At 71.5% G+C, this 24,109-nt stretch carries 22 protein-coding genes; 7 read left to right on the top strand and 15 right to left on the bottom strand.

All coding sequences use genetic code 11. The annotated features are described in order from the left end of the window. Positions 1-116: 116 nt before the first annotated feature. Together R9Z33_RS10580 and R9Z33_RS10585 are read right to left on the bottom strand one after the other, a co-directional pair. Positions 117-1,775, bottom strand: a complete 1,659-nt coding sequence (locus tag R9Z33_RS10580; protein ID WP_318651259.1) for an ABC transporter permease — start codon at positions 1,773-1,775, stop codon at positions 117-119. Positions 1,776-1,833: 58 nt separating this feature from the next. Further along, on the bottom strand, positions 1,834-2,469 hold the full coding sequence (locus R9Z33_RS10585; RefSeq protein ID WP_318651260.1) for a flavin reductase family protein: 636 nt from the start codon (positions 2,467-2,469) through the stop codon (positions 1,834-1,836). 124 nt (positions 2,470-2,593) lie between these two features. On the opposite strand from R9Z33_RS10585, the gene R9Z33_RS10590 reads away from it, so the two are divergent. Next, positions 2,594-4,906, top strand: coding sequence for a methyl-accepting chemotaxis protein (locus R9Z33_RS10590; protein ID WP_318651261.1), 2,313 nt, complete (start codon positions 2,594-2,596; stop codon positions 4,904-4,906). Positions 4,907-4,909: 3 nt separating this feature from the next. Here R9Z33_RS10590 and R9Z33_RS10595 read toward each other — a convergent pair whose 3' ends face one another. The 4 genes from R9Z33_RS10595 to R9Z33_RS10610 form a co-directional block, all read right to left on the bottom strand. Then, positions 4,910-5,479: a hypothetical protein gene (locus R9Z33_RS10595; protein ID WP_318651262.1), complete on the bottom strand. Its 570-nt coding sequence runs from the start codon at positions 5,477-5,479 to the stop codon at positions 4,910-4,912. A gap of 20 nt (positions 5,480-5,499) precedes the next feature. After that, entirely contained in the window at positions 5,500-6,492 is a 993-nt protein-coding gene (locus tag R9Z33_RS10600; RefSeq protein ID WP_318651263.1) for an HAD family hydrolase, read from the bottom strand. Between the two features lie 92 nt (positions 6,493-6,584). Then, positions 6,585-8,204, bottom strand: coding sequence for an arylsulfatase (locus tag R9Z33_RS10605; protein WP_318651264.1), 1,620 nt, complete (start codon positions 8,202-8,204; stop codon positions 6,585-6,587). Then, the gene (locus tag R9Z33_RS10610; protein WP_318651265.1) at positions 8,201-9,199 is read right to left on the bottom strand and encodes a formylglycine-generating enzyme family protein; all 999 of its coding nucleotides are present in this window, start codon (positions 9,197-9,199) and stop codon (positions 8,201-8,203) included. Before R9Z33_RS10610 ends, R9Z33_RS10605 begins: the two co-directional genes overlap by 4 nt. A gap of 90 nt (positions 9,200-9,289) precedes the next feature. Here R9Z33_RS10610 and R9Z33_RS10615 point away from each other — a divergent pair, with 90 nt between their 5' ends. Further along, positions 9,290-10,261 (top strand): LysR family transcriptional regulator, encoded by a 972-nt coding sequence (locus R9Z33_RS10615; protein ID WP_318651266.1) that lies wholly within the window; start codon positions 9,290-9,292, stop codon positions 10,259-10,261. A 4-nt stretch (positions 10,262-10,265) separates the two neighbouring features. Here the strand turns inward: R9Z33_RS10615 and R9Z33_RS10620 are convergent, their stop codons facing one another. Then, positions 10,266-11,237 carry a 2-hydroxyacid dehydrogenase gene (locus R9Z33_RS10620; protein WP_318651267.1) on the bottom strand — a complete coding sequence of 324 codons (972 nt, stop codon included), beginning with the start codon at positions 11,235-11,237 and terminating at the stop codon, positions 10,266-10,268. A gap of 114 nt (positions 11,238-11,351) precedes the next feature. Here R9Z33_RS10620 and R9Z33_RS10625 point away from each other — a divergent pair, with 114 nt between their 5' ends. From R9Z33_RS10625 to R9Z33_RS10640, 4 genes are read left to right on the top strand one after another with little or no spacing between them, the layout of a single operon-like run. Continuing rightward, a complete protein-coding gene (locus R9Z33_RS10625; protein WP_318651268.1) occupies positions 11,352-12,140 on the top strand; it encodes an SDR family oxidoreductase in 789 nt (262 codons plus the stop codon). Next, positions 12,137-14,227 (top strand): hydantoinase/oxoprolinase family protein, encoded by a 2,091-nt coding sequence (locus R9Z33_RS10630; protein ID WP_318651269.1) that lies wholly within the window; start codon positions 12,137-12,139, stop codon positions 14,225-14,227. The genes R9Z33_RS10625 and R9Z33_RS10630 overlap by 4 nt, the downstream gene beginning before the upstream one ends. Next, positions 14,227-15,891 carry a hydantoinase B/oxoprolinase family protein gene (locus R9Z33_RS10635; protein WP_318651270.1) on the top strand — a complete coding sequence of 555 codons (1,665 nt, stop codon included), beginning with the start codon at positions 14,227-14,229 and terminating at the stop codon, positions 15,889-15,891. The genes R9Z33_RS10630 and R9Z33_RS10635 overlap by 1 nt, the downstream gene beginning before the upstream one ends. Continuing rightward, positions 15,878-16,570, top strand: a complete 693-nt coding sequence (locus R9Z33_RS10640) for an SDR family NAD(P)-dependent oxidoreductase (RefSeq protein WP_318651271.1) — start codon at positions 15,878-15,880, stop codon at positions 16,568-16,570. Before R9Z33_RS10635 ends, R9Z33_RS10640 begins: the two co-directional genes overlap by 14 nt. Here R9Z33_RS10640 and R9Z33_RS10645 read toward each other — a convergent pair. Continuing rightward, complete coding sequence (locus tag R9Z33_RS10645) at positions 16,567-16,719, bottom strand: hypothetical protein (protein WP_318651272.1); 153 nt, start codon at positions 16,717-16,719, stop codon at positions 16,567-16,569. The two genes, R9Z33_RS10640 and R9Z33_RS10645, sit on opposite strands and share 4 nt — an antisense overlap. A 122-nt stretch (positions 16,720-16,841) precedes the next feature. Here R9Z33_RS10645 and R9Z33_RS10650 point away from each other — a divergent pair, with 122 nt between their 5' ends. Beyond that, positions 16,842-17,204, top strand: coding sequence for a hypothetical protein (locus tag R9Z33_RS10650; protein ID WP_318651273.1), 363 nt, complete (start codon positions 16,842-16,844; stop codon positions 17,202-17,204). Positions 17,205-17,214: 10 nt separating this feature from the next. Here the strand turns inward: R9Z33_RS10650 and R9Z33_RS10655 are convergent, their stop codons facing one another. From R9Z33_RS10655 to R9Z33_RS10685, 7 genes are all read right to left on the bottom strand, one after another. After that, the gene (locus R9Z33_RS10655) at positions 17,215-18,480 is read right to left on the bottom strand and encodes a serine hydrolase domain-containing protein (protein WP_318651274.1); all 1,266 of its coding nucleotides are present in this window, start codon (positions 18,478-18,480) and stop codon (positions 17,215-17,217) included. A 13-nt stretch (positions 18,481-18,493) separates the two neighbouring features. Next, on the bottom strand, positions 18,494-19,729 hold the full coding sequence (locus R9Z33_RS10660) for an ABC transporter substrate-binding protein (protein WP_318651275.1): 1,236 nt from the start codon (positions 19,727-19,729) through the stop codon (positions 18,494-18,496). Between the two features lie 66 nt (positions 19,730-19,795). Continuing rightward, positions 19,796-20,692: a CopD family protein gene (locus R9Z33_RS10665; protein WP_318651276.1), complete on the bottom strand. Its 897-nt coding sequence runs from the start codon at positions 20,690-20,692 to the stop codon at positions 19,796-19,798. Next, the gene (locus R9Z33_RS10670) at positions 20,689-21,039 is read right to left on the bottom strand and encodes a copper resistance CopC family protein (RefSeq protein WP_318651277.1); all 351 of its coding nucleotides are present in this window, start codon (positions 21,037-21,039) and stop codon (positions 20,689-20,691) included. The genes R9Z33_RS10665 and R9Z33_RS10670 overlap by 4 nt, the downstream gene beginning before the upstream one ends. 33 nt (positions 21,040-21,072) lie before the next feature. Then, positions 21,073-21,768, bottom strand: coding sequence for an ABC transporter ATP-binding protein (locus tag R9Z33_RS10675; protein ID WP_318651278.1), 696 nt, complete (start codon positions 21,766-21,768; stop codon positions 21,073-21,075). Then, on the bottom strand, positions 21,765-22,955 hold the full coding sequence (locus R9Z33_RS10680; RefSeq protein WP_318651279.1) for an ABC transporter permease: 1,191 nt from the start codon (positions 22,953-22,955) through the stop codon (positions 21,765-21,767). The genes R9Z33_RS10675 and R9Z33_RS10680 overlap by 4 nt, the downstream gene beginning before the upstream one ends. Further along, entirely contained in the window at positions 22,952-24,085 is a 1,134-nt protein-coding gene (locus tag R9Z33_RS10685) for an efflux RND transporter periplasmic adaptor subunit (RefSeq protein WP_318651280.1), read from the bottom strand. Before R9Z33_RS10685 ends, R9Z33_RS10680 begins: the two co-directional genes overlap by 4 nt. Between the last annotated feature and the right edge of the window lie 24 nt (positions 24,086-24,109).

The raw sequence follows: 24,109 nt of genomic DNA on the forward strand, positions 1-24,109 counted from the left end.
CTCCAGACGGCGAGCGAAACGGCGGTTCGGCCGGCCTCGGCCGATCTGGCGTGATCTTCGCCCGGCGAGGTGACGGGGATTTCGGTCAGGCGGTCTCGCATGGTTCTCGGCGGCGCTCAGCTCCGCTTCATCGCCCGCGTCAGCGCATAGACCGGCAGCAGCCCGGCCAGCACGATGAGCAGGGCCGAGGTGCTGGCCTCGGCCAGCCGCTCGTCGGAGGCGAGGTTGTAGACGCGGACCGCCAGCGTGTCGAAATCGAAGGGACGGACGATCAGCGTCGCCGGCAATTCCTTCATCGTGTCCACGAAGACCAGGATGGCGGCGGTCAGCAGCGCCCCGCGCGAGAGCGGCAGTTCCACCCGCCACACCGCCTCGCCCGGGCCGCAGCCGAGTGAGCGGGCGGCCGACTGGAAGCTCGGCTTGAGGCGCGCGAGCCCGCTCTCGACGGAGGAGAGCGCCACCCCCAGGAAGCGCACCAGATAGGCGAAGACCAGTGCCGCGATGGTGCCCGAGAGCAGCAGGCCGGAGCTGACGCCGAAGCTCGCCCTGAGCCAGGAATCCAGCGCATTGTCGAAGAGGCCGAAGGGAACCAGCGTGCCCACCGCGATGACCGAGCCCGGGATGGCGTAGCCGAGCCCCGCGGCGCGGTTGGCCCAGCGCGCGGTGGCGCTCGGGTAGAGCCGCGCGGCCCAGGCGAGCCAGGCGGCCAGCAGCACGGCGAGGGCCGCCGTGATGGCGGCCAGCGTCAGCGAATGGGTCAGGAAGGGCAGGAAGCGCGAGGGCGAGAGCGGGTCGCCCGCCTCGATCATCAGGGCGAAGAGGGCGCTGCCCGGCACCACGAAGCCCAGCAGCAGCGGCAGGGCGCAGGCCAGCACGGCCAGCGCCGCCTTCGCGCCACGCAGCTGCACCGGGCGGAAAGGCGCGTGGCGCGTCGTCATCGGGTGGAAGCGCCGCCCGCCGCGGCTCGCCTGCTCCAGCGCCAGCAGCAGGGCCACGCAGAAGAGCAGGGCGGCGGCGAGCTGGCTGGCGGCGCCGCGATCGGCCATGCCGAACCACGCCTCATAGATGCCGGTGGTGAAGGTGCGCAGGCCAAAATGCTGCACCGTGCCGAAATCAGCCAGTGTCTCCATCAGGACCAGCGCCAGCCCCGCCACCAGCGCCGGCCGCGCGAGCGGCAGCGCGACCCGCCAGAAGCAGCGCGAGAGCGAATGGCCAAGCGTGCGCGACACCTCCACGAGGCAGGTGGATTGCGCCAGGAAGGCGGAACGGCAGAGCAGGTAGACGTAGGGATAGAGCACCATGGCCAGCACCAGGGCCGCGCCGTGCAGGCTCCGCATCTCGGGGAACCAGTAGTCGCCATAGCGCCAGCCGGTGGCGCCGCGCAGGTTGGATTGCAGCGGCCCCGCCACATCCATCAGCCAGGTCCAGGCATAGCCGCTGACATAGGCGGGCATGGCGAGCGGCAGCAGCAGCGCCACCTGGAGGAAGGCGCGGCCGCGGAACTCGCAGGCCGTGACCAGCCAGGCCGTCACCGCGCCCGCGCTGCCTGCCATCAGCGCGACCAGCAGGGCGAGGGCCGCCGTGGTGCCCAGCAGCTCAGCCAGGGAGGTCCGCCAGATATGCAGCCAGACCTCGCCCGCCGGGGCGATGGCGGCGGCCAGCACGGCGGCGATGGGCAGCATGATCAGCGTCGCCACGCCCAGCGTCAGCCGCGCCCAGAGGGGGACGCGCCGCGCGGATGTGGCGGGGGATGACGCCAGGCTGGTGGCGCTCATCGGGAGTTGCGACGCATTCTCATCTGGGTCGCTCTCCTACACCAAAGCCGGGCGCTGGTCAGCCCTTCTTGGCGGCCTCCCATTCGGCCAGCGTGATGCGCGGCACCTCCACGCGGTCGGTCGTGCGGGTGTACCAGCCGCGCCCGTGCATGCGGCCGACGAGGTCGAGCTTGGGCGTGTCGATGTAGCGCTTGGCCTCGTCCATCACCGCATCGTCGCGCACATGCATGGCGACCACGCGGCCCAGCACGATGGTGTGGTGGCCGACGGGGATCAGCTGGAAGGTCTTGCATTCCAGCGCCACCGGGCTCTCGCCGATGCGCGGCACGCGGATCTTGGTGGAGGGCACCTTGGTGAGCTTCGCCTCATCCAGCTCATCCACCTCGGGGCCGAAATCGGTCGCGGTGATGTTCATGTGCGGCAGGTGGGATTGCGGCACGAGGCAGACGACGAATTCGCCCATCGCCTGGATATTGGCCAGCGTGTCCTTGGTGGCGCCGGACGGCTTGGGGCCGCAGCCGATGCCGATGACCACCGGATCGTCCGAGAAGGCGTTGAAGAAGGAATAGGGCGCCGCATTCACCACGCCCGCCTCGTCCTGGCTCACCACCCAGGCGATGGGCCGGGGGACGATGGTGGAGACGACGAGCTTGTAGCGGTCGGCGGTGGGAAGGGTTTCGAAGTCGAAGAGCATGTCCGGGCGGCCTTCAGGGTGGGGTCGCGGCAAATTGGGGGGGGCGCGCGCATCTGTCGAGGGGGCGTTCACCGGACCTTAAGCGGAGGCTGCGCAGCTTGGCACGGACAAGGAGAACCCTTCCATGCGCTTTTTCCGGAATCTGTCCGTCGGCCGAAAACTGGCCATCAGCGCCGGCGTCGCCCTGCTGCTGCTGGGCGCGCTTATCGGCCTCGTCACGCGGGAGAATGCCCAGGTGGCCGAGCAGCAGGCGGCCGAGCGCCGCGCCGCCGCCGCCCGCTTCGCCGCCTTCGAGGCGGGGCGCCACCTGATGGAGGCGAACAACGCCTTGCGCGGCGTCCTGCTCGCCAACCAGCCGCAGCGGCTCGCCACCGAGGCGGCGCTGATGGAGGAGAGCCTCGTCGCGACCGAGCAGGCACTCTCCCGCGCACGGGAGAGCGCGGCCGCCGCCGCGATCGCCCCGCTGGCGGCGACGCAGCGTGAATTCGCCGAATACCGCTCGGCCGTGGCGGCGACGGTGCAGACGCGGCGCGAGCTGATCCAGAAACGCGACGCCGACTTCTTTCCCCGCTTCGCCGAATTCGACCAGGCGCTGGAATCCGCTGCCGCCAACCTGCAGTTCGGCGTGGAGGGCGATGCGCGGGACGAGCTGCGCGACGTGATGAACACCTTCGTGCAGGCGATCAACGAAGTGCGCCTCAGCCTGCAACGCTACCTCGCGACCGACGACCCGGCCGCCGCCACGCGCACCCGCCGCTCCGCCTCGCAGGGCCGCGTGCATGCGCGTCGCCTCACCTCCGCCGCGCCTGATTCCGTCAAGGCCGACATGGAGCGCCTGGCCACCACCGGTCTCGCGCTGGCCGAGCAGGCCGATGGCGTGATGGCGCTGGCCGCCCGCATCCAGGAGCTGCGGAACACCCGCAACACGCCAAGTCGCGACCGGACGGTCACGGCGCTGGGTGCGGCGAGTGCCGCGCTGGAGGCCGAGGCGGTGCAGAACGCCGCCGCCGCGCGCGCGGCGATGGCGATGCTGGAGCAGAGCGTCTGGATGATCGGCGCTGTGGTCGCCCTGCTGCTCGCCGTCTCAGGCTGGCTGACGGCGCGTGCCATCGGAAGGCCGCTCGGCCGCATTGCCACCGCCATCCGCGGCATCGCGGCGGGCGACACCGCCCGCCCCGTGCCCGATCGCGACCGCCGCGACGAGATCGGCCAGATCGCCGTCGCGCTGGAGGGGCTGCGCGGCGAGGTGGCGCAGGCCTTCGCCCGGCAGCAGATGCTGGACCAGATGCCGCTCGGCGTCATGATGGCCGATCCGAAGGACGGGTTGCGGGTCACCTACCTGAACCCCGAGGCGCAGGACCTGATGCGCCGGATCGAGCATGCCCTGCCGGTCAAGGCGGAAGAGGTGCTGGGCCAGGCCGTTGCCACGCTCGACCAGCACCCCGCCCTGCAGAACGAGATGCTGGCCGATGGCGCGCATCTGCCGCAGCGCGCGCGCATCGCCACGGGCGGCGAGGTGCTGGACCTCAACATCACCGCGATCCGTGACCGCGAGGGCGCCTATGTTGGGCCCATGCTGTGCTGGCAGCTTGTCACCGGCCAGGCGCGCCTTGCCGATCGGTTCGAGGCGGAGATGGGCGGCGTCGTGGATGCGGTGGCCGCGGCGGCCGGGCAGATGCAGCAATCCGCCCATGCCCTGACGGCGGCCGCCGAGACCTCCGGCCGCGAGGCGGAGGCCGTCTCCGAGGTGTCGCAGCGCGCCGGCGCCGATGTGCAGTCGGTGGCGGCGAGCGCCGAGGAGCTGGCGGCCAGCGTCGCCGAGATCACGCGCCAGGTGGCGGAGGGCGCCGAGGTGGCGCGCGCCGCGGCCGATGAGGCGCGCGCCACGGACGGCACGGTGCAGGGCCTCGCCCAGGCGGCGGCGCGCATCGGCGACGTGGTGCGGCTGATCAGCGACATCGCGGGCCAGACCAACCTGCTGGCGTTGAACGCCACGATCGAGGCGGCGCGGGCGGGGGATGCCGGCAAGGGCTTCGCCGTGGTGGCGAGCGAGGTGAAGAGCCTGGCCGCGCAGACCGCGAAGGCGACGGAGGAGATCGCCGCGCAGATCGGCGGCATTCAGGGCAGCACGGGTGACGCGGTGGGCGCGCTGCGCTCCATCACGGCGACGATCGAGCGGATGAACGAGGTGACCGCCGCCATCGCCGCGGCGGTGGAGGAGCAGGGGGCGGCCACGCGGGAGATCGCCCGCAGCGCCGCCCTGGTGGCGGAGGGCACGGGCGCCGTCACCCGCCGCATCGAGGATGTGCGCGCGGCCTCGGGTGAGACCGGGCGCTCGGCGGGCGAGGTGCTGAACGCCTCGAACGACCTCGCGCATCAGGCGGGGCTGCTGCGGGACCGCTCGGGCGACTTCCTGAAGCAGGTGCGCGCGGCGTGAGGCTCAGCCCCGCCGGGCCTCGTCCGCCTCGATCATCTCGCGCAGGCCGAGGCCCCAGGAGGCGATGCCGCGCAGGAAGGGCATGAGCGGCACGTCGAGCAGCTGCACCTTGTCGGGCGTGAAGATGTAGATCGCGCCCGACATGGGCGCGGGCGAGCCGGGGACGAAGACCATCAGCCGGCCATCGGCGAATTCATCCATCACCAGGGCGGGGCAGAGCCCTTCCTCGATATGGGCCAGCGCCGGGCGCAGCGAGCGGCCGCCCTGGCCCATCAGCGGGCCCTCGGCGGCGAAGGCCTTGGCGAGGCGCCATCCCGGGATGCGCTGCAGCAGCCCCACCTCCAGCACATGCCGCGCCTGCCGCCCCATGGCCGAGCGCACCAGCGCGCCCACCAGCGCGCAGAGCAGCAGCAACAGCAGCACGGCGGCGAGGGCCGGATGGACATAGGTGCTGGAGAGCGGGTCGGCCATGGCCTGCAGCCGATGGACGATGCCCAGCACCAGGAGCGCGATGGCGCCGATCGGCAGCACCACCAGGGCGCCGTCGAGCAGCGCCTGTCCGATCACCTTCATCCTGTTCTCCTGTGTGGCGCTCAATCGCCCGGGAAGATCCGCGCCCAGTCCTGCCGCATGGAGGTGACCAGCCAGCCGCGTGCGGGCGCATCGTCCAGCGCGCGGGCCAGGCGGCCGACGGGGCTCTGCCGGTCATAGGCGTATTCGCGCGCTGCGTCGTCATGGTGGATGATCATCCCCAGGCGCCGGCCGGGCCCCTCGGTGGTGTAGCGCAGCATCTGCCAGTCGCCGTCGGAATTGCCGAAGGCGGCGATGGGCCGGCGGCCGATGAAGCGGGCGATGCCGACGGGCTTGCCCGGCCCGTCATCCACGAAATCGGCGCGCGGCTCCATCGCGAGGGTGATCCGGCCCTCGGCCTCGCCCGGCTGGAGCGCGAAGCTGGAGCCCACCACCTGGTGCGGCGGGATGCCATAGGCGGATTCGGAAAAGGCGCGCACGAACTCGACCCCGCCGCCCGAGACGATGAAGGTGGCGAAGCCATGGGCGCGCAGCAGGGCCAGCACCTCCAGCATGGGCTGATAGACCAGCGCCGTGTAGGGCCGCCCCCAGCGCGCATCCCGCGCGGTGGCGAGCCATTCGGCCGCCAGGCGCCGGGCGGTCTCGGGCGAGAGGCCCGCCAGGGTGAGGCCCATGAGCCGCAGCGTGCCCTCGCTGCCGGCGGCCAGCACGCCCGAGAGGTCCCCGGCCAGGGCGGCGCGCAGCACGGGATCCTGCGCCCAGCCCGGGTTGGCCGGGGCCAGGGCGCGCAGGCGGTCCCGCGTGAAGATGAGCTGCGTATAGGCCGGCTGCTCCACCCAGAGCGTGCCGTCATTGTCGAAGGTGGCGATGCGCTCGGTCGGGGGGACGAAATCCGGGCCGCCCGGCGTGGTGACGGCGGCGACGAAATCGAGCAGGGCGCGGCGGCGCGGGCCATCGCGCCAGGAGGGCAGGGGATCGGCCTGCGCCTGCGCTGCCCGCGTGAAGCCGAGGCCGAGGGCGGCGGCGGCAGTCAGGCGGCGGCGGGAAACGAGCATGGCGGCCTCCTTCGATGGGGGGCCGGCGGGCGCCGTGAGGCGCGCCCGCCGGCTCGGCATGCGCCGCGGCCCGGACCGCGGCGCATGCGAGATTACCGTCCGGCGGCGCCCGTCCTCAGGCGGGACATCGCATCGCCGAGGCTGAAGCTACCCGGCGCCTGGCGCGGCGGGAAGTCGCGGAAGGTCGCCAGGAACTGGCCGACGAACTGCTGCGCCGGCACGAAGGCGAAGGCGCGCTCCACCCGCCAGCGGCCATAGTCGAAGCTCTCATCCGCGCGCTCGAAGGGATCGGAGCGCAGGTTGAACAGCATCGGCATGCGGAGCGTCGTGAAGTTGCGCTCCCAGACACGCAGCCCGTGATTCTCCTGGATGAGGAAATGGATCTTCCACTGGTCATAGCGCAGCGCGGCGAGGTCCCCGTCATCGGTGAAGTAGAACATCTCCCGCCGGGCGCCCGGCCCGCTGCCGGTGAGCAGCGGCAGCTGGTTGTAGCCGTCCAGATGGACCTTGTAGCTGCGGCGCCCCACCTGGTGCCCGGCCAGGAGCTTGGGCTTGATGTCCGGGTCGCCCGCCGCGGCCAGCAGTGTCGGCAGCCAGTCCTGGTGGGAGAAGATGTCATTGATCACCTGGCCCGCCGGGATGCGGCCCGGCCAGCGGACCGCCATGGGCACGCGGAAGCCGCCCTCCCAGGCGGTCGCCTTCTCACCGCGGAATGGGGTGCAGCCGCCATCCGGCCAGGACATCACCTCGGCGCCGTTGTCCGTCGTGTAGAGGACGATGGTGTTCTGCGTGATGCCGAGGTCGTCCAGCTTCTTCAGCAGCTGGCCCACATGCCCGTCATGCTCGACCATCCCATCCGGATAGACGCCAAGGCCGGTGACGCTGCGCGAGGACTCCTTGAGGCGCGTCCAGATATGCATGCGCGTCGAGTTGAACCAGGTGAAGAAGGGCCGGTTCGCGCGGTGCGAGCGGTCCATGAAGTCGAGCGCGCCGGCGAGGAACTCCTCATCCACCGTTTCCATCCGCTTCATGGTGAGCGGGCCTGTGTTCTCGATGCGCTGCGTGCCATCGGCATTCGCCCAGGATTTCAGCACGCCGCGTGGGGCGTATTGGCGGCGGAATTCGGGGTTGCGTGGATAGTCGGGGTTCTCCGGCTCGTCCTCGGCGTTCAGGTGGTAGAGGCTGCCGAAGAACTCGTCGAAGCCGTGCATGGTGGGCAAGTGCTCGTCGCGGTCGCCCAGGTGGTTCTTGCCGAACTGGCCGGTGGCATAGCCCATGGCCTTCAGCAGCACGGCGATGGTGGGGTCCTCCGCCCTCATGCCCTCGGCCGCGCCGGGCAGGCCGACCTTGGAGAGGCCTGTCCGCACCGGGCTCTGCCCCGTGATGAAGGCGGAGCGGCCGGCGGTGCAGGAATTCTCCGCATAGGCGTCGGTGAACATCGCGCCTTCGCGCGCGATGCGGTCGATGTTGGGCGTGCGGTAGCCCATCATGCCCATGTTGTAGGCGCTGATGTTGGACCAGCCGACATCATCGCCGAAGATCACCAGGATGTTGGGGCGGCCCTGCGGGGCGGCGGCGGGGCGGCCTGGCGCAGCGGGTTGCGCCTGCGCCTGTGCCTGGGCGAACTGCACGCCCTGCGCCGCCGTGGCGGCGAGGCCGGCGGCGCCCCCCAGCAGCATGTTGCGGCGCGAGGGCCGGATGGAGTCCGTCATGGCTTCTGCTTTCCTTGGACGTTTTGCGGATCACGGCGGATGCAGCGGAAGCCGATATGGCTCATGCCGGTGTCCACCATCTGGGCGTGCCGCGCCGCGGGGCGGTAGCGGCGGCAATAGCTCGGCGCGCAGAGGAAGCTGCCGCCCTTCACCACGCGGCGCGGGATGCGGACCTGGGGCTGGCGCGGATCGAAACTCTCCTCCATCGCCGGGCCGCGCGGATTCTGGGGCGCGCAGCAGGGCTTGGCGGGGTCGGCCGCGTGGCGGGCGGCGAACCAGTCGGTCGTCCATTGCCAGACATTGCCGGCCATGTCGTGCAGGCCGTAGCCATTGGCTGGGTAGCTCGCCACCGGCGCGGTGCCGGTGAAGCCATCCGCCTCGAAATTGCGCCAGGGGAAGGGGCCCTGCCAGGTGTTTGCGAGATGCACGCCGCCCGGCGCCAGCTCCTCCCCCCAGACGAATTCCGCGCCGTCCAGCCCGCCGCGCGCCGCGAATTCCCACTCGGCCTCGGTCGGCAATTCCTTGCCCGCCCAGCGCGCATAGGCCTCGGCATCCTCGAAGGCGACATGCACCACGGGGTGGTCGCCGAGGCCCGTGAGGTCACTCCCCGGGCCATGCGGGTGGCGCCATTGCGCCCCGGGCGTCCAGCGCCACCAGCGCGAGATGTCGCGCGTGTCCACCGGGCCGTCCGTCATGTGGAAGACCAGGGCGCCGGGCACCAGCAATTCGGGTTGGGCGCCGGGATATTGCGCGGGGTCGAGCGGGCGCTCCGCCACGGTGGCATAGCCGGTGGCGGCGACGAAGGCAGCGAACTGGTCATTCGTGACGGTGGTGGCGTCCATCCAGAAGCCGTCCACCACCACGCGATGCGCCGGGCGCTCCTCCGGGTAGTGCGCGTCGGACCCCATCTGGAATGCGCCGCCCGGAACGCGGCGCATTCCGGGCGGGGCTTCCTCCTCCATGGCGCGCGGCTTGTCTGCGGCGTCGGTGGTCATTCGGCTCTTTCCCCAATAGTTTCAGCTTGCCAGGGTGAGATGACCGGGGGCTAATCATCAATCGGCAATTTGTGATTGCATGCACCGCATATGTTGGAGATCCGGGACCTCCGTCTGATCTTGGCGATTGACGAGCATGGCAGCCTGCTGCGCGCCTCGCGCGCGCTGGGCGTCGCGCAGTCGGCCGTCACGCGCGGGCTGGCCGCGGTCGAGGCGCGGCTGCGCGGCCCGCTCTTCGAGCGGACCGGGCGCGGCACCATCACGACCGACCTGGGCCGGGCCGTGCTGGCCGATGCGCGCGACATCCTGGAGCGCATGGCGGGGCTCGACCGGCACCTGGCCGAGGCGCGCGGCAGCCAGGTGCGGGACCTGAACATCGTGGCCGGCAGCTATGTGGCGGAAAGCCTGGCCCTGGCCGCGGCCGGGCGGATGGTGAGCCTCTACCCCGAGCTTCGCCTGCGCCTGACGGCCGCGAACTGGGCCGAGGTGGCGCGCGCGGTGCTGGAGCGCGAGGCGCCGCTCGGCCTGCTCGACCTGCGCGGCTTCCAGGGGGAGGCAGGGCTGGAGCTGGAGGCCTTGCGGCCGCAGCCCGGCCTGTTCGTGGTGCGGCCGGACCATCCGCTGACGCGGCTCGCTGCCGTCACGCTGCCCGACATCATGGCGCATCCCTTCGCCTTCATCGGCCGCGCCCCGCGCGAGGTGCAGGCGCCGCTGGTCAGGGCGCGCGAGGCGGCGCGGGCGGCGGGCGCCATCCACCCGGCCTTCCCGGCGCTGGTGCATGAGAGCCCGACCGTGGCGCTGAGCCTGGTCTCCCGCTCGGATGCGGTGGTGGCGGTGACCACCAGCCTCGCCGCCCGCGCGCTGCGGCTGGGTGAGGTGGTGGCGCTGCGCTGGCGCGAGCCCTGGGTCTCCGTCCATCCCGGGATCCTGCGGCTGCGCGGCCGCCCGCTGGGCGAGGCGGAGCAGGCCTTCCTCGACCTGCTCCGCGACGCCGATGCGGCGGGCGAGCGCGAGGGGCGCATGATCTGCGCCGAGCTCGGCCTCTCGCCCGACTGCGCCTGACGCCTCAGCCGATGGCGTGCGGCGCCGGCTTCTTGTGGATCAGCACCGCGTCCAGGTTCTCCAGCGCGCGATGGCCCATGGCGTCGCGCACCTCGATGGTGGCGGAACCCAGATGCGGCAGCAGGGCCACGTTCTCCAGGGCGAAATAGCCCGGGAACACCTTGGGCTCGCCGTCATAGACGTCGAGGCCGGCGGCGCGGGTGTGGCCGGAGGTGAGCGAGGCGACGAGGGCCGCGTCATCCACGCTGCCGCCGCGGCCGGAATTCACCACGAGGTGGCCGGGCTTCATCTTGGCCAGGCGCTCCGCGTTCAGCCACTTCCGCGTGGCATCGCCGCCCGGGACGTGCATGGAGATGACGTCGATGGTGCTGAGGAAGCTGTCGTCATTGTCGTGGTAGATCGCACCCTGCGCGGCCTCGGCCGGCAGCGGGTTGATGTCGCGGTAGTGGATTTCCATCTTGAAGCCACGCGCCATGGCGGCGAGCTCCCGCCCGATGCGGCCCATGCCGAGGATGCCGAGCTTCTTGCCCTCGAGGGTCACGCCCATGAGCTGCGTCGGCGCCCAGCCCTCCCACTTGCCCGCGCGCACCATGCGCTCGCCCTCGCCGGCGCGGCGGGCGGCCATGAGCATGAGGGTCATCGCCGTCTCGGCCGTGGCGAAGCTCAGCACCTCGGGCGTGTTGGTGCAGGTGATGCCGCGCGCCTTCGCCGCTGCCACGTCCAGATGGTCATAGCCCACGCTGAAGGTGGCGATGCACTTCACCGAGGCGGGCAGGGCCGCGATGGTGGCGGCGCTCATTGGATCACCCGCCGCGCAGAGGATCCCGTCGGCGCCCTGGGCGCGCTTGGCGATCTCGGCGCCGTCGCGGAACCAGGGGGCGTCATCGGGGTTCAGCCGGACCTCGTAGTCGCGCGCGGCGCGGGCCTCGATGGCGGCGGGCAGCTTGCGGGTGATGAGCAGCACGGGCTTCGGCATGATCGTTTCCTGGTCATTCGCTGGGGACGCGCAACATAACGGCCGTGCGGCGGCTTGCCAGAGGGGGCGCGGCGCGGCAGGGTCAGGCCCGGTTTTTTCCAGGGGAATTGGACGATGGATCTCGGGCTCAAGGGCAAGCGCGCGCTGGTGATGGGGGCCTCGAAGGGCCTGGGGCGCTCCATCGCGGATGCGCTGGCGGCCGAGGGCGCCGCACTGGTCATCAGCGGGCGCGACCAGGCGAGTCTCGATGTGGCGGCGAAGGAACTGGTGGCGCTGGGTGCGGCCTCCTGCACCGGCATCCCGGCCGATGTCTCCAAGGGCGAGCAGATGGACGCGCTGGCCGATGGCGCGATCGCCGCGATGGGGGGCGTGGACATCCTGGTGCAGAACCATGGCGGCCCGCCGCCGGGGCCGGCGCTGGAGGTGACCGAGGCGCTGCTCACCACCTGGTTCCAGAGCATCGTCCTCTCGCCCATCCGCATCACCAACCGCCTGCTGCCCGGCATGCGCGAGCGCAAGTATGGCCGCATCATCAATGTGGGCAGCACCGGCATGCTGCAGCCTTTGCCCAACATGGTGCTCAGCAACACGCTGCGCGCCAGCATCATGGGCTGGATGAAGACGCTCAGTGCCGAGGTGGCGCATGAGGGCATCACCTGCAACATCGTGGCGCCGGGCGCCATCCGCACCGACCGCAGCCTGGAGACGGCGGGCAGCCTCGCCAAGCGCCAGGGCAAGACGGTGGACGAGGTGATTGCCGAGCGCAGCAAGACCATCCCGGCCGGGCGCTACGGCCTGCCCGGCGAATACGGCCCGCTGGTGGCCTTCCTGTGCAGTGAGCAGGCGGCCTACATCACGGGCAGCATCATGCGCACCGATGGCGGGATGGTGCGCGGGTGGTGAGCAACGCACGGCTGGCCGTCGACATTGGCGGCACCTTCACCGATGTCGCGATCGAGGCGGCGACCGGCGAGGACCAGGTCCAGCGCTGGACCGCCAAGGTCCTCACCACGCCGCATGCGCCGGAGCTTGGCGTGCTGGAGGGGGTGCGCGTGGTGCTGGCCCGTGCCGGCATGCAGCCCGCCGACATCACGTTGCTGATCCATGGCACGACGCTCGCGACCAATGCGCTGATCGAGCGCAAGGGCGCGCCCACCGCGCTGATCACGACCGAGGGCTTCCGCGACGTGCTCGCCCTCGGCAATGAGAGCCGCTATGACCAGTATGACCTGAACATCGAGCTGCCCCAGCCGCTGGTTCCGCGCCGCTGGCGCCTGCCGGTGACCGAGCGCCTGGACAATACCGGCCAGGTGCTGGTGCCGCTGGATGAGGGCGCCGTCCGCGCCTGGATTCCCTTCCTGAAGGCCGAGGGCGTGCAGAGCCTCGCCATCGGCTTCATCCATGGCTTCGTGAACCCGGTGCATGAGCGCCGCGCGGCCGAGATCATCCGCGCCGAATGGCCGGAACTGCCGATCTCGCTGAGCTGCGAGGTGAGCCCCGAGATGCGCGAATGGGAGCGCTTCTCCACCACCGTCGCCAATGCCTATGTGCAGCCGCTGATGGCGAGCTACCTGGCGCGGCTGGAGGCGGGGCTGCGGCAGGGCGGCATGACCTGCCCGTTGTTCCTGATGCTCTCGGGCGGTGGCCTCACCACGATCGAGACCGCGTCGCGCTTCCCGATCCGCCTGGTGGAAAGCGGGCCGGCGGGCGGCGCCATCTTCTCGGCGCATGTGGCGAAGCAGCGCGGCTGGTCCAAGGTGCTGAGCTTCGACATGGGCGGCACCACGGCCAAGGTCTGCCTGATTGATGATTTCGCGCCGCAGGCGAGCCGCACCTTCGAGGTCGCGCGCGTCGGCCGCTTCCGCAAGGGTTCGGGCCTGCCGCTGCGCATTCCCGTGATCGAGATGGTGGAGATCGGCGCGGGCGGCGGTTCGCTGGCGCATCTCGACAGCATGGGGCGCATCCAGGTGGGCCCCGAATCCGCGGGCGCCGATCCGGGCCCGGCCTGCTATGGCCGCGGCGGCACCAAGCCGGCGGTGACGGATGCGAACCTCACGCTCGGCCGCTATGACGCGGCGGCCTTCGCGGGCGGCAATTTCCCACTGAAGACGGCGCCGGCCGAGGCCGCGCTGGTTGAGCATGTGGGCAAGGGCCTGGGCCTCGAGGCCGGCATGGCCGCGCTCGGCGTGGTCGAGATGGTGGATGAGAACATGGCCAATGCGGCGCGTGTCCATGCCATCGAGAGTGCCAAATCCTATGAGGGCCGCGCCATCATCGCCTTCGGCGGCGGCGGGCCCGTGCATGGCTATCGCGTGGCCGAGAAGATCGGCGTGCGGAAGCTGCTGGTGCCGAGTGGGGCCGGCGTGGGCTCGGCCATCGGCTTCCTGCGGGCCCCCGTGGGCTATGAGGTGGTGAAGAGCCTCTACACCCGCTTCGCGAGCTTCGATGTCGCGGGCGTGAATGCGCTGCTGGCGGCGATGAGCGCCGAGGCCGCGAAGGTCGTGGCCGAGGGCAGCTTCGGTGCGCCGACGGTCGAGCACCGCATCGGCTACATGCGCTATGTGGGGCAGGGGCATGAGATCGCCGTGGCCCTGCCGGTGCGGCCGCTGGTGGAGGCCGACATCGCGGCCATCCGCGCGGCCTATGACGCGGAGTATACGCGCTTCTACGACCGCCCGGTGCCGGGCAGCGACGTGGAGGTGCTGAGCTTCGCCGTCACGGTCGCGACGGTGGTGGATGCGGTGCAGGCGGCGGCCGAGGTGGCCAATGCGCCGGCGCCCAAGCCGATCCGCAGCCAGCAGGTGCGCGACACGGCGACGGGCCTGGTCGCCACCTGGCAGGTCTATGACCGGACGCAGATGGCACCGGGCGCGGAAGTCCCCGGCCCCTGCATCATCGCCGAGGATGAGACGAGCACACTGGTGGGGCCGGGCTGGTCCTGCCGGATGGATGGTCTGGGCTATCTGGAACTGACGAAGGGGGATGCGTGATGAACACCGCACTCGAAAAGATCCAACGCCAGATCCAGTGGAACCGTCTCATCGCGGTGGTCGAGGAGCAGGCGCAGACCATGATCCGCACCGCCTTCAGCACCACGGTGCGTGAGGCGGGCGATCTCTCGGCCGGCGTCTTCGACCTGGAGGGGCGGATGATGGCGCAGGCCGTCACCGGCACGCCCGGCCATGTGAACTCCATGGCCGAGGCCGTGGGCCACTTCCTCAAGAAATTCCCCGCCCACACGATGAAGCCGGGCGACCACTACATCACCAACGACCCCTGGCTCGCCACCGGCCACCTGCATGACCTGACCGTCGTGAGCCCCGCCTTCCGCAACGGCAAGATCGTGGGCCTCTTCGCCAACACTGCGCACATCATCGACATCGGCGGCCTCGGCATGGGGCCGGAGGGGCGTTCGGTATTCGAGGAAGGCCTCTACATCCCGATCGTGAAGTGCTTCGAAGCGGGCCAGCCCAACGAGACCTTCTTCGACTTCATCCGTGCCGGTTCCCGGACGCCCGTGGAACTGGAGGGCGACATCTACTCGCTCTGCGCCTGCAACGACGCCGGTGCCAAGCGGCTCGTCGAGATGATGGACGAGTACCGGATGGAGAGCCTGGACGACCTCGCCGCCTTCATCTTCGACAGCAGCATGAGCGCCACCAAGGCCGAGATCGCGAAGCTGCCGCAGGGCGTCGTCTGGCGCGGCGAGATCCGCTCGGACGGCTATGAGGCGCCGGTGACGCTGCATGCGGCGATGCGCGCCGAGGGCGGCGAGATCGTGGTGGATTTCGCCGGCACATCGGGCCTCTCCACGCGCGGCATCAACGTGCCGCCGGCCTATTGCCGCGCCTATGCCTGCTTCGGCCTGAAATGCGTGATCGCGCCCGAGATCCCGAACAACTGGGCGAGCCTGCTGCCCTTCCGGATGGAGATTCCCGAGGGCTGCATCCTCAACGCGCCGCGCCCCTATCCGGTCAGCGTGCGGCACGTCATCGGCCAGCTCATCCCCGACCTGATGATGGGCTGCCTGAGCCAGGCTGTGCCGGACCGCGTGAATGCCGAGGGCTCCTCGGCCCTCTGGAATCCGCCGCTGCGCGGTGGCAGCCAGGTGAGCGGCCAGGAGGCGGAGGTCGAGGATTTCGAGATCATCACCTTCAACTCCGGCGGCACTGGCGCGCGCCCCACGAAGGATGGGCTGGACGGCATCGCCTTCCCCTCGGGCGTGCGCACCATGCCCGTGGAAGCGACCGAGAACGTGGCCCCCGTGATCTTCTGGCGGAAGGAGCTGCGGCCGGATTCGGCGGGCCCCGGCAGGACGCGCGGCGGCTTCGGCCAGATCATGGAGATCGGCGCGAAGAAGGACGCGGAATTCGCGGTGAACGCGATCTTCGACCGCGTGGCCAACCCGCCCAAGGGCCGCTTCGGCGGTGGCGAGGGCGCGGGCGGCTGGGTCGGCCTGGATGACGCCAACGGCACGGTGCTGCGCACCAAGGGCTTCCAGGTGATCCCGAAGGGCCGCCATCTGGTGTTGAAGCTGCCGGGCGGCGGCGGCATGGGCGACCCGAAGCAGCGCGATCCGGCCCTGGTGGCGCGCGACGTGGCCGACGGGCTGGTGAGCCCGGCGGAGGCGAAGCGGATCTATGGACAGGGCTGACAACGCCCTCATCATCGGCGCCGGCGCGGGGCTTTCCGCCGCGTTGGCGCGCAAGCTCGCCGCCGCTGGGTGGGATGTGGCGCTGGCGGCGCGGGACACGGCGAAGCTCGCCGGCCTCGCGGCCGAGACCCGGGGCAGTCTGCATGCCTGCGACGCGGCGGATGTGCCGGGCGTGGCCGCGCTCTTCGCGGATCTCGAAGCGGCCGGCCGTGCGCCCTCGCTGCTCGTCTACAACCCCAGCTTCCGCGTGCGCGGTCCGATCACCGAGCTGGACCCGGAAGAGGTGCGCCGCACGCTCGAGGTCTGCGCCTTCGGCGCCTTCCTGGCCGCGCAGCAGGCCGCGCGGCGCATGCTGGCGGCGGGGCGGGGCAGCATCTTCTTCACCGGCGCCTCGGCAGGGGTGAAGGGGTTTCCGCAGTCAGCACCCTTCGCCATGGGCAAGTTCGCGCTGCGGGGGCTCGCCGAGAGCCTGGCGCGCGAGCTGCACCCGCGGAACATCCATGTCTGTCATTTCGTGATCGATGGCGGCATCGCATCGAGCCGCCGCGTGGCGGCGCCGGGTTCCGATTCCCTGCTCGACCCCAATGCCATCGCCGACAGCTACCTGCATGTGCTGGCGCAGCCGCGCTCGGCCTGGAGCAGCGAGATCGCGCTCCGTCCCTGGGTCGAGACGTTCTAGGCGGCGCTGTCGCGCTTTTCCGCCATCGCCCTGCGTAGCGCGCACAGCCCGATGACGCCCGCCGTCCCGGCGACGGCGCCCAGCGTGAAGGCGCCGCGCAGCGCGACCCGGCCCAGCAGCATCCGCGCGCAGATCAGTTTCAGGACCATGGGTCTTCTCCTCGACGATGTCCCTGAGATGGGCGCGGCGCCGGTTGCCGCAATGCCCATCTCCGGCAAAGCTTCATTAGGCTGGCCCGCCCAGATTGGGCCCGCAACCCTTGGAGTCGTCCATGCGTCGTTTCCTGCTCTCCGCGCCCGTGCTCCTCGCCGCGGGCCTCTCCATCCAGCCGGCCGCCGCCCAGCGCAGCGGCGTCTATGCCGTCGAGGGCCGCGGCGCCGACGGCACCGCCTACCAGGGCTCGGCCACGCTCACCGCGACCGGCCCGCAGACCTGGCGGATGACCTGGCGCGTGGCCGGCGAGACCACCAACGGCATCGCGCTCACCGTGGGGAAGCTGCTGGTCATCGGCTACGTCGCCGGCCGCGAGACCGGCGTCGTCGCCTATGAGGTGATGGAGGATGGCCGCCTGGTCGGCCGCTGGACCCAGGGGCGCGAGGGCGGCGTCGGCACCGAGGTGCTGACGCCGCGCTAGGCCGCGTGGCTCAGCCGCGCAGGCTCTCCACCATCGCGCCATAGACCATGTTCTTGAACACCATCCGCGTGTGCATGCGGCTGGACGGGCCCTGCGCCATGAAGACGCCGACCAGCTTCTCGGCGCGGTCGATGGTGAAGCTGGTGCCCCAGGCGCCGGCCCACATCGCATCCCCGGGCGAGCCGGGGGCGACGGAGATGCCCTGTTCCCGCCGCACCGCGAAGCCCAGGCCGAAGCCGTAGCCCGGGCCCGTGCTGGCCTGGGGCGTGCCGCCCATGCTGCCCATGTGGTCGGAGAGCATCCAGTTCACGGTCGGCGCCGAGAGGTAGCGCTTGCCCTCGAAGCTGCCGCCATTCGCGATCATCTGCGCGAAGCGGAAATAGTCGGCGCTGGTGCCGACGAGGCCCGCGCCACCCTTGAAGTGGCCCGCCGGCACCGGATTCTGCTCGATGCGGTAGCTGTTCCACATGGGCGTCGAAAGCGGGTCGGAGGCAATGCTCTCCGCCACGCGCGAACGCCGCGCCGCGTCCACCCACCAGACCGTATCGGTCATGCCCAGCGGCCGCGTCAGCCGCTCGGCGATGAGCTGGTCCAGCGGCTGGCCGGCCACGCGCTGCAGCAGCAGGCCCAGCACATCGGTGCTGATCGAGTAGAAGAACTGGGCGCCCGGCTGGAAGGCGAGGGGCACGGTGCCCAGGCGGCGCAGCATCTCGTCGGCCGGCACCGGGCCGCGCCGCGCCTCGATGTCCAGCTCCTCATACATCTCGCGGATGCGCGGGAAGGGCGAGGAGGCGGCATAGACGAACCCGGAGGAATGGCGCAGCAGGTCCTGCACGGTGATGGGGCGCGCGAGCGGCACCTCGCCGTCGCGCGTCATCACCTTCAGCTCGCGCAGCTCCGGCAGCCATTGGGTGATGGGGTCGCCGATCTTCATGCGGCCCTCCTCCACCAGCATCATGGCGGCGACGCTGGTGATGGGCTTCGTCATGGAGGCGAGCAGGAAGATCGCCTCGCGCGTCATCGGCACGCGGCGCGCATTGTCCTGGTGGCCATAGGCCTCGTGATGGATGATCTGGCCGTTGCGGGCGATGAGCGCCACGCAGCCGTTGAAGCTGCCGCGCTCCACCTCCCGCGCCATGGCGGGCTGGAAGCGGGCGAGGCGCGCGCGGGAGAAGCCCTGGACCAGGTCCTGGCTGCGCTCGGCTTCCTGCGCGGTGGCGATCGCGGGCATGGCGAGCAGCCCGGCGGGCATGAGGGCGAGGTGGCGGCGTTGCATCATCGGATGTTCCTCAGGTTCGGATCAGGGGGCAGCCGCCCTCGTTCAGCGGGCGGAAGGCCTGCTCGGCCGGCACGGTCGCCCGCAGCTTGTAGAAGTCCCACATCCCGCGGGACTCGCGGGGCGACTTCACCTCAAACAGGTAGGCCGGATGGATCTTGCGCCCATCCTCGCGGATGCGTCCCGGGCCGAAGGCGTCATCCTCCGTCGGCATGCGCTTCATGACGTTCAGCACCTCGATGCCCGAGGCCTTGGCGCGTGGCACGCCCACCTCCATCACGCCCTTGAGGTAGTGGATGGCGCAGGAATAGGTGCCGGCGTGTTCCTGGTTCGGCATGTTCTCCGGCGTGCGGCGCAGGATGCGGCTGGCCAAGGCCCGCGTGCGGTCATTCAGGTCATGGTAGAAGACCTCGCTCATCACCATCCCCTGTGCCGCTTCGAGGCCGATGGAGCGGATGTCCTGCACGAACATGATCATGCCGGCGAGCTGCTGGCCGCGCCGCGTGAGGCCGAATTCATGCGCCTGCTTCACGCAGTTCTGCATGTCGGCCGCCGCCATGGCGAGGCCCACGACCTTCGCGCGGCTGGCCTGGGCCTGCAGCAGGAAGGAGCTGAAATCCGTGGTGCCGGGGAAGGGGTAGCGCGCGCTGCCCATGACCCGTCCGCCCGAGCGCGTGACGAATTGCGAGGTGTCGCGCTCCAGCTGGTGGCCGAAGGCGTAGTCGGCGGTGATGAAGAACCAGGAATCCCCGCCCGAGCGCACCGTGGCGCCGCCCACCACATTGGCGAACATCCAGGTGTCATAGGTCCATTGCACGGTGTGCGTGGAGCATTGCGGGCCGGTCAGCGCGGAGGAGGCGGCGCCGGAGGCGAGCTGGATCTTGTCCTTCTCGCGCACCAGGTTGGCGAGGGCGAGCGCGATGGCGCTGTTGTTCACCTCGCAGATCATGTCCACGCCCTGGGTGTCGATCCAGCGGCGGGCCAGCGCCAGGGCCGCATCCGGCCGGTTCTGATGGTCGCCCGAGAGAACCTCCACCGTGACGCCGCGCTGCGCCATGCCGAGATCCTCGACGGCCTGCTGCACGGCGGCGACGGAGGTGGGGCCCGAGGTGTCGCGATAGGGGCCGCTCATGTCGGCCAGCACGCCGATGCGGATCACGTTGTCGCGCGTCTGCGCGCGGCCGGCGAGCGGTGTCGTGGCGATGGCGGTCGCGGCGCCAAGCGCGCCGCGGCGGGTGATCGGATTCATGGCTCGCGCCCTCCCTGATTTTGGCAGGATGCTGCGCGGGGTTTCGTCCGCGTGCAAGCGCCGCGATCAGGGGGCGATGCGGTGCCCCGCATCGAGTGGATGGACCGAGACCATCTCGGCCGCCGCCCAGAAGACGAGCAGCGCCAGCACCGCCTCGATGCGGATCGAGCGCGCGAGGCGCTGCCGCGCCGGACGGCCGCCCTCGGCCAGGGCGGGGGCGAGGCGTAGCCGGTGCCAGGCCGCCAGCGCGATCAGGCCGAGGACGAGCAGCAGCTTCGCGATCATCCCCCAGCCATACCAGGCGGCGAAGAGCAGGTCCCAGCGCGGGACCAGCAGGATGGCCGCGATCCCGCCCGCCAGCACCACCACCGCCACCATGGCGATGGCGGCGCGCGACCAGGCGGCGATCAGCCCGGCCTCGCCCGCCATGGCCGCGCGGATCAGCAGCGGCAGGCTGCCGATCCAGAAGCCGACGGCCAGCAGGTGCAGCGTGACCAGCGCCGAGAGTTCCTGCCGCGGGCGGTAGAGCGTCGAGTGGCCCATCGCCGCGTAGCTCGCGGCCGCGATCAGCGCACCCATGGCGGCCAGCGCCGGGGCCACCGGCCAGGGCATGGCCGCGAGCGCGAGCAGGGCAAGGCCCACGACGCGCAGCCAGAAGGCATCCCCGATGCGCGAGACCATCATCGCCCGCCAGACCGCGCCGTCGAACCAGGCCTCGTTCCCGCTGAGGATCTGGGCCCGCAGCAGCAGCCCGAGCAGCGAGACGGCGATGCCGGCCAGCGCAGCACCCAGCAGCCAGCGGCGCAGATGCGCGAGCCCCCCCGGATCCAGCCGGTGGCCGAACCCGGCGAGGAAGAGGCCGATGCCGGCCGCGCCGAGGGAGGTCGCGTATTGCGCGGCGCGCAGCAGCACGGTCGCGCCGTCCAGCAGGCTCGGGTCGGGCTGGAGGAATTCGAGGATCATCGCGTGGCCTCCCAGGTGAAGCGCAGGCTGCCGCGGATCGGATGCCCATCGGCCGAGATGGCGCGCCATTCGAGGCGCAGCGCGCCGGGCGGCAGGGGGGCGGCGGGGGTCGCACGCGCCTCCCGCCGCGGCGCCGCATCGCCCTCCCGCTGGAGGGGCAGGGCCTGGCCCGCCGCGTCGAAGAGGCGCAGCGAGGTGACCTGCACCGGCTCGTTGAAACGCAGCACGAATTCGCCGGGCGGCGCGGCGAGGCGCGCGCCCTGCGGCGGCGTGCTGCCGCTCAGCTCGGAATGGGCGAGGGCAAGGCCGGGTGCAAGGATCAGGAGGGCCGCCAGGAGGAATCGCATGGGCGGAGTGTCGGGCCTCCCACAAGGTCAGGGTCAAGCGCCGGGGCGCGTCTCGCTCTCAATGCGGCCGTCGCGCAGGTTCACCATGCGGTCGAAGCGATCGAAGATCTTCTCGTCATGCGTGACGACGAGGACGGCGGCGCGCTGCTCCCGCGCCACGCGGCGCAGCAGCTCCATCACCACGCGGGCGCGCTCGGAATCCAGCGCCGCGGTCGGCTCGTCGGCCAGGATGATGCTGGGGTGGTTCGCCAGCGCGCGCGCGATGGCGACCCGCTGCGCCTCGCCGCCCGAGAGCAGCGCCGGCATGGCGCTGGCGCGGCGGCCGACCTGGAGGTGATCCAGCAATGCGGCCGCGCGCCGGCGCGCCTCGGCCAAGCCGACGCCCGACAGCGTGATGGCGAGGGCCACATTATCGGTCGCGTTGAGGAAGGGCAGCAAATTGTGCGCCTGGAAGATGAAGCCGATCTTCTCGCGCCTCAGCGCCCGGAGGTCGCGCCGCTTCCAGCCGCCCTCCCACACCGTTTCGCCCGAGAGGCGCATCACCCCCGCATCGGGCTCCAGGATGCAGGCGACGACGTTGAGCAGGGTGGATTTCCCGCTGCCCGAGGGGCCGCGCAGCCCCACCACCTCGCCCGGGTCCACATGGAGGTGGATGTCGGCGAGCGCCTGCACGCGCGCCTCCCCCTCGCCGAAGCCCTTGGCGATGCCCTGGAGCTCGACGAGGCTCATCCGCCCAGCGCCTGCGCCGGCTCGATCCGCAGCGCGGCGCGCACGCCGAGCAGGCTGGCCAGCAGGCAGATGACGAAGACGACGAGGCCGACGCCGGCCAGCTCCTCCGGCCCCAGCACAACGCGGCGGGGAAAGACGTCCTTCACCAGCAGCAGCAGCGTGGCGCCGCTGGCGAAGCTGACCGCCCCCAGCAGCAGCGCCTGCTGCATGACGAGCGAGACGATGGCGCGGTCCGGCGCGCCGATCAGCTTCAGCGTCGCGATCTCGCGCAGCTTGTCCATGGTGAGCATGTAGACGATCAGCGCCACGATCACGCCCGAGACCAGCAGCAGGATGGTGGTGAAGAGGCCCAGTTGCTTGCGCGCGCGCTCCACCACGCTGCGGGTGAGGATATTGTCCTGCTCGGCCGAGGTGAGCGCGGCCAGGTGCTTCCAGTGGCGAAGCTGCTCGGTGATCAGCACCGGATCGGCATGCGGGGCGAGGCGGGCGATGACGGCGTTCACCGTGTCCCGCGGCTGGCCCGCGCTGCCGCTCGCCGTCGCGCGGCGGGCGGCGGGCGCGTTCAGGCGGAACTGCAGTTCCTGCGCATCGGCGAGCGTGATCCAGCCCAGTGGGTCGCCGCCGGAGGAGACGGCGCGCGCCGTCAGCCCCACCACGCGGAAGCGCAGCCCGCCGATCTCGACCATGGCGCCGAGCGGCTGGCCCGCGCCGCGGTCCAGCACCATCTCGCGCCGGGCGGCGATGCCGCGCCCCTCGGCCAGGGGAGGCGGGCCGCCCGGGCGGTCCAGCTCATAGCCCAGGATCTGCACGCGGAGGGCGGCGCCCACGCGCTCGCGCCCCGCCTCGTTGCGGAAGGCGCCGGCCGTGCTGGCGGCGGCGGTGCCGGCCGCGCGCGCCTCGACGGTCTGGAAGGTGACGCTGCCGGCGGCCACCACGCCCGCGATGCGCGCCACCGCCTCGCGCGTGTCGCCCGGGATGCGGCTGGCCTCCGCGAAGGGGCCGCGCGTGCCGCCCTCCACCACCCAGAGATCGGCGCCCAGCGCGCGGGTCAGCGAGAGGGCCTCATCCACCACGCCGCGATAGATGCCGACCATGGCGAGTGCGACACCCAGCAGCAGGCCGAGCCCCGCGCAGGTCAGCAGGAAGCGGCCAAGCTTGTGGCGGATGTCGCGCAACGCGAGGTTCATGGGCTGGCGCGCGCCGCCCGCCCTTCGCGGAAGCCGGGCAGGACGCGCGTCACCACCTCCGGCATGGCGGGGTCAAGCACCAGGCGGGCATCCAGCGTGCGGCCGGTGAAGCGCAGCGGGCGGTGATGCAGCGTGCCGCCCTCCAGCACCCAGCCGCGGCCCTCTGCGCCGTCGAAACCCGTGATCGCGGCCTCGGGCACAAGGCGCGCTTCCGGCAGGCGGCCGGTCTCGATCTCCACCTGCAACTGCTCGCCCAGCACGGGGCGTTCGGGGCAGCGTTCGCAGCGGAGATAGACGCGGCGCTCCTCCGTCACCCGGTCGCTCTCGAGGCCGATGCGCACGACCCGGGCGGGGAAGACCTCGCCGGGGAGGGAGCGCAGGCGGATCTCGGCGGGCTGCCCCTCGCGCAGATGCCCGGCCCGCGCCTCGTCCACATGGGCCAGCGCCCAGAGGCTGCCGGGGGCGACCAGGGTGAAGATCACCTCGCCCGGCTGCACCGCCGTGCCGACCTCGCGGTTGCGGGCGATCACCAGCGCGTCGAAAGGCGCGGCCAGGCTGTGCTTGGCGAGCGTGCCGCGCTCGGCCTGGAGGTTGGCCCGCGCATCGGCCAGCACCGCCTGCGCCACGATGATGTCGGCCCGCGCCACGGCGAGGTCGGCGGCCGCCGTCAGCGCCTCGGTCTCCGCGATCTCGGCCGCTTCCAGCGAGCCGCTGCCGCGATTGGCCAGTTCGCGCCGGCGCTGGGCGAGGCTGCGCTTCTGGGCATAGGTGGCGGTCGCGCGCTCGGCGATGGCGGCGACGCGGCCCTGCTGCGCCTCGGCATTCTGCACGCTCGCCTCGGCCCGGGCGATGCGGGCGCGCTGCGAGGTATCGTTCAGCCGGGCGAGGAGGGCGCCGCGGGAAACGCGGTCCCCGTGGTCGGCCTCGAGCGCCACCAGCGTGCCGGCGACCTCGAAGCCGATGCGGGTGAGGATCTGCGCCTCGACGGTGCCGAGGCCGAAGACGCGCAACGGCACGTCCCGCTCGGGGCGTGCCAGGCTGACCTCGAGCGGCCGCTGGCCCCAGGCGAAGAGGCCCCAGGCGAGGGCAAGCGGCGGCAGGAGCAGGAGAAGCCAGCGCAACCGTTTCATGGGGGGAAGGATGCGCCTTCCCCC

Source organism: Sediminicoccus rosea (genome assembly GCF_033547095.1).
Classification (GTDB): Bacteria; Pseudomonadota; Alphaproteobacteria; order Acetobacterales; family Acetobacteraceae; genus Roseococcus; species Roseococcus rosea.

Excerpts from the sequence above, each read along its gene's own strand:
- R9Z33_RS10580 (WP_318651259.1), bottom strand. The coding sequence starts at position 1,775 with ATGAGCGCCACCAGCCTGGCGTCATCCCCCGCCACATCCGCGCGGCGC.
- R9Z33_RS10585 (WP_318651260.1), bottom strand. The coding sequence starts at position 2,469 with ATGCTCTTCGACTTCGAAACCCTTCCCACCGCCGACCGCTACAAGCTC.
- R9Z33_RS10590 (WP_318651261.1), top strand. The coding sequence starts at position 2,594 with ATGCGCTTTTTCCGGAATCTGTCCGTCGGCCGAAAACTGGCCATCAGC.
- R9Z33_RS10595 (WP_318651262.1), bottom strand. The coding sequence starts at position 5,479 with ATGAAGGTGATCGGACAGGCGCTGCTCGACGGCGCCCTGGTGGTGCTG.
- R9Z33_RS10600 (WP_318651263.1), bottom strand. The coding sequence starts at position 6,492 with ATGCTCGTTTCCCGCCGCCGCCTGACTGCCGCCGCCGCCCTCGGCCTC.
- R9Z33_RS10605 (WP_318651264.1), bottom strand. The coding sequence starts at position 8,204 with ATGACGGACTCCATCCGGCCCTCGCGCCGCAACATGCTGCTGGGGGGC.
- R9Z33_RS10610 (WP_318651265.1), bottom strand. The coding sequence starts at position 9,199 with ATGACCACCGACGCCGCAGACAAGCCGCGCGCCATGGAGGAGGAAGCC.
- R9Z33_RS10615 (WP_318651266.1), top strand. The coding sequence starts at position 9,290 with ATGTTGGAGATCCGGGACCTCCGTCTGATCTTGGCGATTGACGAGCAT.
- R9Z33_RS10620 (WP_318651267.1), bottom strand. The coding sequence starts at position 11,237 with ATGCCGAAGCCCGTGCTGCTCATCACCCGCAAGCTGCCCGCCGCCATC.
- R9Z33_RS10625 (WP_318651268.1), top strand. The coding sequence starts at position 11,352 with ATGGATCTCGGGCTCAAGGGCAAGCGCGCGCTGGTGATGGGGGCCTCG.
- R9Z33_RS10635 (WP_318651270.1), top strand. The coding sequence starts at position 14,227 with ATGAACACCGCACTCGAAAAGATCCAACGCCAGATCCAGTGGAACCGT.
- R9Z33_RS10640 (WP_318651271.1), top strand. The coding sequence starts at position 15,878 with ATGGACAGGGCTGACAACGCCCTCATCATCGGCGCCGGCGCGGGGCTT.
- R9Z33_RS10645 (WP_318651272.1), bottom strand. The coding sequence starts at position 16,719 with ATGGTCCTGAAACTGATCTGCGCGCGGATGCTGCTGGGCCGGGTCGCG.
- R9Z33_RS10650 (WP_318651273.1), top strand. The coding sequence starts at position 16,842 with ATGCGTCGTTTCCTGCTCTCCGCGCCCGTGCTCCTCGCCGCGGGCCTC.
- R9Z33_RS10655 (WP_318651274.1), bottom strand. The coding sequence starts at position 18,480 with ATGCAACGCCGCCACCTCGCCCTCATGCCCGCCGGGCTGCTCGCCATG.
- R9Z33_RS10660 (WP_318651275.1), bottom strand. The coding sequence starts at position 19,729 with ATGAATCCGATCACCCGCCGCGGCGCGCTTGGCGCCGCGACCGCCATC.
- R9Z33_RS10665 (WP_318651276.1), bottom strand. The coding sequence starts at position 20,692 with ATGATCCTCGAATTCCTCCAGCCCGACCCGAGCCTGCTGGACGGCGCG.
- R9Z33_RS10670 (WP_318651277.1), bottom strand. The coding sequence starts at position 21,039 with ATGCGATTCCTCCTGGCGGCCCTCCTGATCCTTGCACCCGGCCTTGCC.
- R9Z33_RS10675 (WP_318651278.1), bottom strand. The coding sequence starts at position 21,768 with ATGAGCCTCGTCGAGCTCCAGGGCATCGCCAAGGGCTTCGGCGAGGGG.
- R9Z33_RS10680 (WP_318651279.1), bottom strand. The coding sequence starts at position 22,955 with ATGAACCTCGCGTTGCGCGACATCCGCCACAAGCTTGGCCGCTTCCTG.
- R9Z33_RS10685 (WP_318651280.1), bottom strand. The coding sequence starts at position 24,085 with ATGAAACGGTTGCGCTGGCTTCTCCTGCTCCTGCCGCCGCTTGCCCTC.